General features: G+C 70.3%; 6 protein-coding genes and 1 tRNA gene. 2 read left to right on the top strand and 5 right to left on the bottom strand.

Going from position 1 to position 8,523, the window contains the following annotated elements:
• Window positions 1–118: 118 nt before the first annotated feature.
• Window positions 119–1,084, bottom strand: a complete 966-nt coding sequence (locus EDC34_RS07410; protein WP_114960960.1) for an RluA family pseudouridine synthase — start codon at window positions 1,082–1,084, stop codon at window positions 119–121.
• Window positions 1,085–1,535: 451 nt separating this feature from the next.
• Between EDC34_RS07410 and EDC34_RS07405 the strand changes: the two genes are divergently transcribed.
• On the top strand, window positions 1,536–4,490 hold the full coding sequence (locus EDC34_RS07405) for an Rne/Rng family ribonuclease (protein ID WP_114960959.1): 2,955 nt from the start codon (window positions 1,536–1,538) through the stop codon (window positions 4,488–4,490).
• Window positions 4,491–4,517: 27 nt separating this feature from the next.
• Here the strand turns inward: EDC34_RS07405 and EDC34_RS07400 are convergent, their stop codons facing one another.
• From EDC34_RS07400 to EDC34_RS07390, 3 genes are all read right to left on the bottom strand, one after another.
• Complete coding sequence (locus EDC34_RS07400) at window positions 4,518–5,171, bottom strand: response regulator (protein ID WP_114960958.1); 654 nt, start codon at window positions 5,169–5,171, stop codon at window positions 4,518–4,520.
• Between the two features lie 106 nt (window positions 5,172–5,277).
• Window positions 5,278–5,367: transfer RNA gene (locus EDC34_RS07395), tRNA-Ser, on the bottom strand.
• Between the two features lie 42 nt (window positions 5,368–5,409).
• A complete protein-coding gene (locus EDC34_RS07390; protein WP_114960957.1) occupies window positions 5,410–6,378 on the bottom strand; it encodes a LysR substrate-binding domain-containing protein in 969 nt (322 codons plus the stop codon).
• Window positions 6,379–6,494: 116 nt separating this feature from the next.
• Here EDC34_RS07390 and EDC34_RS07385 point away from each other — a divergent pair, with 116 nt between their 5' ends.
• The gene (locus EDC34_RS07385) at window positions 6,495–7,079 is read left to right on the top strand and encodes an FMN-dependent NADH-azoreductase (protein WP_114960956.1); all 585 of its coding nucleotides are present in this window, start codon (window positions 6,495–6,497) and stop codon (window positions 7,077–7,079) included.
• A 78-nt stretch (window positions 7,080–7,157) separates the two neighbouring features.
• On the opposite strand, the gene serS is transcribed toward EDC34_RS07385, so the two are convergent.
• Complete coding sequence (gene serS, locus EDC34_RS07380; RefSeq protein ID WP_114960955.1) at window positions 7,158–8,438, bottom strand: serine--tRNA ligase; 1,281 nt, start codon at window positions 8,436–8,438, stop codon at window positions 7,158–7,160.
• Between the last annotated feature and the right edge of the window lie 85 nt (window positions 8,439–8,523).

The raw sequence follows: 8,523 nt of genomic DNA, 5'->3' as shown, positions 1-8,523 counted from the left end.
TTCGGATGAGAGCGATGACAGCGTCGATTTCAATTGCTCGACGTAGCGGGATCTTATTTGCTCAAGCATCGATGATTTCCATGCGCGGCCTAACGCTTCATTCGGCGCACGCCTCCGGTCAGCGCAGCCGGTCCAGCACCTCGATCAACTCCGGCGCCAGCGGCGCGTTGAGCAAATACGGCACCTTGCCGCCCTCCAGCGCGAACTCCAGGGTGGAGGCATGCAGGAACAGCCGCTTCAGGCCCGCCTGCTCGCGCAGGCGCCGGTTGGCGTCCGCATCGCCGTATTTGTCGTCGCCCGCCACCGGGTGGCCGATGTGCCGGGCATGCACGCGGATCTGGTGGGTGCGCCCGGTTTCGATGCGGACCTCGCAATAGCTCTGGCCGCCGCGCCGCTCCAGCACCCGGAAATGGCTCATCGAGGGCTTGCCGGCCGGGCTCACCTGCACATGGCGCTCGCCACCCTGGCGCAGGCCGACGTGCAGCGGCGCGTCCACGCTCATGGTGCCGTCGGGCATGCGCCCGACCAGTAGCGCCAAATAGCGCTTTTCGATGCCGGATCCGTGATCTTCCCGCAACAATCGCTGCAGTTCGGTCAAAGCGGAGCGCTTTTTCGCCACCACCATCAGGCCGGAGGTGTCGCGGTCCAGCCGGTGCACCAGCTCCAGGCTGTCGCGCGGCCGCAGCGCGCGCAGGGTTTCGATCACCCCGAACGAAATACCGCTGCCGCCGTGGCTGGCGATACCCGAGGGCTTGTTGATCGCCAGCAGGCGGGCATCCTCGAACACGATCGCCGACTCGAGCGCCGACAGCAGCCCTTTCGGTGGCGAACGGTCGCCATCCTGCGGCGATTCGATGCGAACAGGCGGAATCCTGACCTCATCTCCCGCCTCCAGCTTGCGCTCCGCCTTGGCCCGGCCGCCATTGACCCGCACCTGCCCGCTGCGCACCAGCTTGTACACCAGTGAGCGCGGCGCCCCCTTCAACTGGCCCAGCAGGAAATTGTCCAGCCGCTGGCCGGCGCGCTCATCCGGCACGCGCACGCTGCGCGCGCCGCCACCGGCAGGGGAAGCAGGCTGTGTCATCAGGGGGTGATCTGGTACACTCGGGGCGTGGTGCAAGGGTTTGATTTCGCAGGAAGTGTCGGGCGGTTCATCGCCCATCCGGCCGAAAGCCGGCCTGCCTGGCGAGCCCCGCCGCAGTGACGTTGCCACCACCCTCGGGGTGGACATGTTAACGGCTGCGCGGCAGACCTGCCCATCACCGGCCCTGCCGTGACCCCACCCGTTGAACAATGCCCCGCGCGACGCGCCAACCACCCACGGGTGAGCGGCGGCGGTCGCCGGCCCCGCAACATCAATTGAAGGAACAAGCGCTCCCGCGGTTCGCCGTGGTGTGGCAGCGCTGGACAACGAGAGAGCCGCACGGCCTGCGCCCCTGCGCAGCCGCGCGCTTGCGGTATCCAGAGGCAAGACGCCCCATGGCGTTCCGCGCGACACCCGCCCCCGCGGGTGGGCAGCGCACAAGGAACGCACAATGAAGCGAATGCTCATCAACGCCACGCAGGCGGAAGAACTGCGGGTCGCCATCGTCGATGGCCAGTCCCTGTACGACATCGACATCGAACAGCCGGCCCGCGACAACAAGAAGTCCAACATCTACAAGGGCCGCATCACCCGGCTCGAACCCTCGCTGGAGGCCGCGTTCGTCGACTACGGCGCCGAACGCCACGGCTTCCTGCCGCTGAAGGAAATCTCCCGCGACTACTTCCAGGCCGGGGTCGACCCCAACAAGGCCGGCATCAAGGAACTCCTGCGCGAAGGCCAGGAGGTGGTGGTGCAGGTGGACAAGGAGGAGCGCGGCAACAAGGGCGCGGCCCTGACCACGTTCATCTCGCTGGCCGGCCGCTACATGGTGCTGATGCCGAACTCGCCCACCGCCGGCGGCGTCTCGCGCCGGATCGAGGGCGACGACCGCGCCGAGCTGAAGCGGGCGATGGACGCGCTCAACATCCCCGACGACATGGGGGTGATCATCCGCACCGCCGGCGTCGGCCGCGATGCCGAGGAACTGCAGTGGGACCTCGACTACCTGCTGAGCATCTGGCGCGCGATCGCCGAGGCCGCCCTCAGCAAGCCGGCGCCGTTCCTGATCTACCAGGAAAGCCGCCTGATCGTGCGCGCGCTGCGCGACTACATGCGCAGCGACATCGGCGAGATCCTGGTCGATACCCCGGAGATGTACGCCGAGGCGCGCGAGTTCGTCGAGCAGGTGATGCCGCACAACCTGCGCAAGCTCAAGCACTACACCGACGACATCCCGCTGTTCAGCCGCTTCCAGATCGAGTCGCAGATCGAGAGCGCCTACGAGCGCACCGTGCGCCTGCCCTCCGGCGGCGCGCTGGTGATCGACCAGACCGAGGCGCTGACCGCGATCGACGTCAACTCGGCGCGCGCCACCAAGGGCGGCGACATCGAGGAAACCGCGTTCAACACCAACCTGGAGGCGGCCGAGGAAGTGGCCCGCCAGCTGCGCCTGCGCGACCTCGGCGGGCTGGTGGTGATCGACTTCATCGACATGTCGTCGAACAAGCACCAGCGCGAGGTGGAGAACCGCCTGCAGAACGCGCTGAGGTACGACCGCGCGCGCGTGCAGATCGGCCGCATCAGCCGCTTCGGCCTGCTGGAGATGAGCCGCCAGCGCCTGCGCAACAGCCTGGGCGAGGCCAGCCAGATCGTCTGCCCGCGCTGCGAAGGCCATGGCCGCATGCGCAGCGTCGAGTCGCTGTCGCTGTCGATCATCCGCGTCGCCGAAGAGCACGCGATGAAGGACAACACCGGGCAGGTGCTGGTGCAGGCCCCGGTGGAGATCGCCAACTTCCTGCTCAACGAGAAGCGCAGCGCCCTGCGCGAGATCGAGCAGCGCCACGACGCGCCGATCGTGATCGTCGCCGACGAGCAGCTGCACACGCCGCACTACGAAGTCACCCGCCTGCGCGTGAACGAGCTGGGCGAGGAATCCAGCAAGCCCAGCTACCAGCGCGGCACCCCGCGCAAGCTGAACACCATCGCCCTGACCAAGGCCCAGCTGAACATCCCGCCGCCGGCCGTCACCAAGGTCAAGCCGGCGCAGCCGGCCCCGCTGCGCGAGCCCAAGCCGATGCCGCAGGAGGCCGAGGCACCGCAGGCCGCCGCCCCCGCTTTCACCCAGCCGGCGGCCAAGCCGGCACCCGCCACCGGCGGCGTGATCGGCTGGCTGCGCGGCCTGTTCACCGGCACCCCGGTCGCCGCGCCGGCCCCGGCACAGCCGGCGCGCGCGCAGCCCGGCCAGGGCCGTCGCGACGAGCGTGGGAACAATCGCCGCGACGGGCGTGATGGCCGCGGCCAGGGCGACGCCCGCCGCGACGACAACCGCCAGCGCGATGCCCGCAACGAGGGGGCGCAGAAACAAAAGCAGAAGCAGCCGCAGCAGACGGCCAAGCCATCGCAGGGCCAGCCCAAGCAGGCCCAGAAGCAGGATGCCCGCCAAGAGCCGAAGCCGCAGCAGGAACCGCGCCAGGACAAGCCGCAGCCGCGGCCGCAGGACGCCCGCCAGGAGCCGCGTCCGGCCAAGCCCGTGCGTGCCGCGGACTCCGCGACCGACGCGAACGCGGCGCCCGCTGCTGCGCCCGAGCGCGAGGTCGCCAAGGCCAACGTGAGTGCGCAGGCCGCCGCCAATGCCGCCATCGACGCCGAAGCCGCAACCGCCGCGGCCGCGATGGACGCCGCCGTCACCGGCACCGCCCCCGGCAGCGAAGACGCCCCGCAGGGTGAAGCCGGCGGCAAGCGCCGTCGCGGTCGCCGCGGCGGTCGCCGTCGTCGCCGCGGCAATGGCGATGCCGCTACCGGCGGCGCCGACGAGGCCAGCCTGGAGCACGACGAAGCGCTGGACGAGGTGATCGGCAGCGACGCCAGCCAGCCCGAGTTCGATTTCGACGACATCGCGCCGGCCGCGCCGCCGGCCCCCGAGGCCGCCCCGGCACCGGTGGCGCCTGCTCCGACGCCGGCTCCGGCTCCGGCACCGGCGGCCATCAGCCCGGTGCCGGCGGTGGCCCCGACGCCGATCGCCGAGCCGCTGCCGCCGGCAGACCCCGCCACCGCCGCGGCACCGGTCCAGTCCGAGGATGCGCCGGCCAGCGCCGTGCAGGTGGAGGCGCCCGCCTCCGCCGCTCACGCCACTGCCCTCGCCGCGACCGTGGTCAGCGTGGACACCAAGGCCGAGACTGAGGTGGACACCGTGGCGACGGCCGAAGTGGAGGCCGCCGCGGCCGCCGCGCATGCCGAAATCCAGGCCGAAGCCGAGGCCGAACGCGATCACGGCGTGCCCGCGGACGTCGCGCAGCTGCGCGCGGAGCAACTGCGCGGACTGTTCGACACCGCCCGCCAGGAACCGCCGGCCGCGTTGGCCGCCGCCGAGCACCCCGCCGACGACAGCCGCCGGCAGGACGCCTGATCCTTCAGGCTTTCCTCGCGCAGGCCGTCAGTGCACGGCCTGCGCGGGATCCACCAGCCCGTACTGGCTGACCAGCCGCGCCAGCGCGATGCTGTCGTGGATGCCCAGCTTCTCGAACAGCCTGGTCTTGTGGGTGTTGACGGTCTTCGCGCTCAGGCTCAGCTGGCGCGCGATGGCTTCCTGCCGCAGCCCCTGGTTGAGCAGCAGCGCCACTTCCAGTTCGCGTGGGGTGAGCGCATCGAAGGGCGAGGCCATCTCGCCCTGCAGGCCGGCCAGCGCCAGCCCCTGGGCGATCGCGCTGGACAGATACTTGCGCCCGCGCGCCACGTCGCGCACGGCCTTCAGCAGCTCGGCGGCATCGCAGGCCTTGCCCACGTAGCCATACGCCCCCGCCTCCAGCAGCCGCCGCGGCATCGGCCCGTCCTCCAGCACCGACACCACGATCACCCGGCTGCCGTAGTCGCCGCGCACCACCCGTTCGGTCACTTCCAGCCCGCTCAGGCCCGGCAGGTGCAGGTCGCACAGCACCACGTCCGGCTTGAGCTTGCGGATCTGCGGCAACGCCTGCTCGGCGCTGTCGGCCTCCCCCACCACCTCGATGTCGGGCTCGGAACCCAGGATCAGGCGAAAGCCGGTTCGCACCAGCGCATGGTCGTCGACGATGAACACCCGGATGGACATGGCAGCTCCCCAGCTACGATGTGGATGCGACTACGCTAGACCGCTCGCGGGCGGCATCCCAGCAGGCGACGCCGCATCGCGGGATCGGAAATTTCCGATCGGAAGGTGGCGGAAGCGGTGAGATTCGAACTCACGGTGGCATCGCTGCCACGGCGGTTTTCAAGACCGCTGCCTTAAACCACTCGGCCACGCTTCCGTGGCCGCGATTCTGACATGTCGCCCCCGCCCGCTGCACGCCTCAGGCGCGCTTGCGCCGCGCCGCCTGGCGTTTCAGGCACTCCGGATCGCTGCATTCCAGGCGCGCGGCCTCCAGCATCGGCGGCAATCTCTCGGCCAGGAAATCGATGAAGACGCGCACCGCCGGCAGCATCCCGCGGCGCGAGGCGAACACCGCGTGCGCGATGCCCTGCGGCAGCCGCCACTGCGGCAGCACCACCTCCAGCCGCCCGCTGCGCACCGCCTCGGCGCAGATGGTCTCGGGCAGCAGGGTGATCCCCACGCCGCCCTCCGCCATCGCCTGCATCATCGGGAAATCGAAGCCGGTGATGCGCGGCTGCAGCTCGATCCGGCGTACCTCGCCCTCCGGGCCGTGCAGCTCCCAGCGCTGGCGCGCCTCGTCCTCGCTGATGCTCAGGGTGACGTGCTGGGCCAGATCCTCCGGCACCTGCGGGCGGCCGGCGCGGTCGAGGTAGCCGGGGCTGGCCACCAGCAGTTCCTGGATCTGGCCGAAGCTGCGCATCACCAGGCTGCCGTCCTCGTCCAGCTTGCTGCGCACGCGGATCGCCACGTCCACGCCTTCGTTGATCACGTCCACCCGGCGATTGCTGACGATCAGCTGCACCCGCACCTTCGGGTACAGGGACAGGAATTCGGGCAGCAGCTTCGGCATCTGCTGCTGCGCCATCGACACCGGCACGCTGACGCGCACGCTGCCGCGCGGCTCGGCGCTGAGGCGATCCACCGCCTCGCGCGCGGCCTGTGCCTCGGCCAGCATCGACTGCGCGTGCCGATGCACGCTGGTGCCGACGTCGGTCACCGCGAAGCGGCGGGTGGAGCGCTGTAGCAGGCGCACGCCCAGCTCCGACTCCAGCGCGCTGATGCGCCGGCTCAGGCGCGATTTGGGGATGCCCAGGGCGCGCTCCGCGGCGGCGAAGCCACCGTGATCGACGACGGCGGCGAAGTAGTAGAGGTCGTTGAGGTCGTTCACGACAGCAATTCCAATAATGGAACGATTCGTGATATCTGACTACGTTTATCCCAAAATAGCAACACCCTAAAGTGCGCCTCCACCGCGGCCCGGCCGCTCCCTGCGAGGCTCACCCCATGAAACTCCTGCATCTGGATTCCAGCATCCTCGGCGACAGCTCCGCCAGCCGCGTCCTGTCCGCCGCCATCGTCGCCCGCTGGCAGCGCGACCTGCCCGGGCTGGAAGTCCTGCGCCGCGACCTGGCCGGCGCGCACGCGCTGCCGCACCTGGACGCCGGCGCCCTGGCCAAGTCCGATCCGGAAGAAGCGGCGCGCGCCGCGCGCGTGCTGGAGGAGTTCCTAGCCGCCGACATCGTGGTGCTGGGCGCGCCGATGTACAACTTCGGCATCCCCAGCCAGCTCAAGGCCTGGATCGACCGCATCGCGGTCGCCGGCAAGACCTTCCGTTACACCGCCGATGGCCCGCAGGGGCTGGCCGGCGGCAAGCGGGTGATCGTGGCCGCCACCTATGGCGGGCAGCATCCGGCCGACAGCGGGCGCAATTTCGTCGAGCCCTACCTGCGCCAGGTGTTCGCCTTCCTCGGCATCACCGAGGTGGAATTCGTCAGCGCCGAGGGCCTGAACATCTCGCCGGAATTGCGCACGCAGGCGCTGGAAGCGGCCCAGGACCGGATCGACGCGATCCTGCCGCGCGCGGCCTGAGCACGTTCGCGCCGGCTCCCGAAAACGCAACGGGCCCGCAGCGCGGGCCCGTCTTGCCTCGCCGGCGCGCAGGCCGGGTCAGGCGATCCGCTCGGCGCCGCCCATGTATGGGCGCAGCACGGCCGGCACCTCGATGCTGCCGTCGGCCTGCTGGTAGTTCTCCATCACCGCGATCAGCGCACGCCCCACCGCCACCCCGGAGCCGTTGAGGGTGTGCACCAGCTCGGGCTTGCCGGTGGCCGGGTTGCGCCAGCGCGCCTGCATCCGGCGCGCCTGGAAATCGCCGCAGTTGGAGCAGGAGGAGATCTCGCGGTAAGTCCCCTGCGATGGCAGCCAGACCTCGAGGTCGTAGGTCTTGCGCGCGGAAAAGCCCATGTCGCCGCTGCACAGCAGCATGCGCCGGTACGGCAGGCCCAGGCGCTCCAGCACCACTTCGGCGCAGCGGGTCATGCGCTCGTGCTCGGCGTCGGACTGCTCGGGGTGGGCGATGCTCACCAGCTCCACCTTCTCGAACTGGTGCTGGCGGATCATGCCGCGGGTGTCGCGCCCGGCGGAGCCGGCCTCGGCGCGGAAGCACATCGAGTGTGCGGTCATCCGCAGCGGCAGGCGCTCGGGATCGAGGATCTCCTCGCGCACGCTGTTGGTCAGCGGCACCTCGCTGGTCGGGATCAGGTAGCGGGTGTGCTCGCCCAGCCGGGTGGAGAACAGGTCCTCCTCGAACTTGGGCAGCTGCCCGGTGCCGCGCATGGCCTCGGCGTTGACGATCACCGGCACATTGGTTTCCTCGTAGCCATGCTCGCCGGCGTGCAGGTCCAGCATGAACTGCGCCAGCGCACGGTGCAGGCGCGCCAGCTGGCCACGCAGCACGGTGAAGCGCGCACCCGACAGCTTGGCCGCGGTCTCGGCATCCAGCCAGCCGTGGCGCGCGCCCAGCTCCACGTGGTCTTTCACCGGGAAATCGAACGCGCGCGGCGTGCCCCAGCGGTGCTGCTCGACGTTGCCACTCTCATCGCTGCCCAGCGGCACGGACGGGTCCGGCAGGTTGGGGATACCGGCAGCGATGGCCTCGATCTCGGTGCGGATGCGCTCCAGCTCGACTTCCGACGCCTTCAGCTCCTCGCCGAAGCCGGCCACCTCGGCCATCACCGCGGAGACGTCCTCGCCCTTGGCCTTGAGCATGCCGATCTGCTTGCTGCGGGTGTTGCGCAGGTTCTGCAGCTCCTGGGTGCGGATCTGGATGCGCTTGCGGTCGGCTTCCAGCGCCTCCAGGCGGGCCACGTCGAGGTCGAAGCCGCGGCTGGCGCGCAGGCGCTCGGCGAGGTCGGCGGGATGGTGGCGCAGCAGGACGGGATCGAGCATGGAAGTACCGGATGGCGCGAAGGATGAACCTGCATTATCGCCGAGCCAGGCCCGCGGTGGCGGGCGCGCGGCGCGGCTATGCCAG

Origin of the sequence: Thermomonas haemolytica (assembly GCF_004346265.1) — a bacterium.
In the GTDB taxonomy this organism is placed as follows: Bacteria; Pseudomonadota; Gammaproteobacteria; order Xanthomonadales; family Xanthomonadaceae; genus Thermomonas; species Thermomonas haemolytica.
This window is presented reverse-complemented; position numbering and strand designations above follow the sequence as displayed.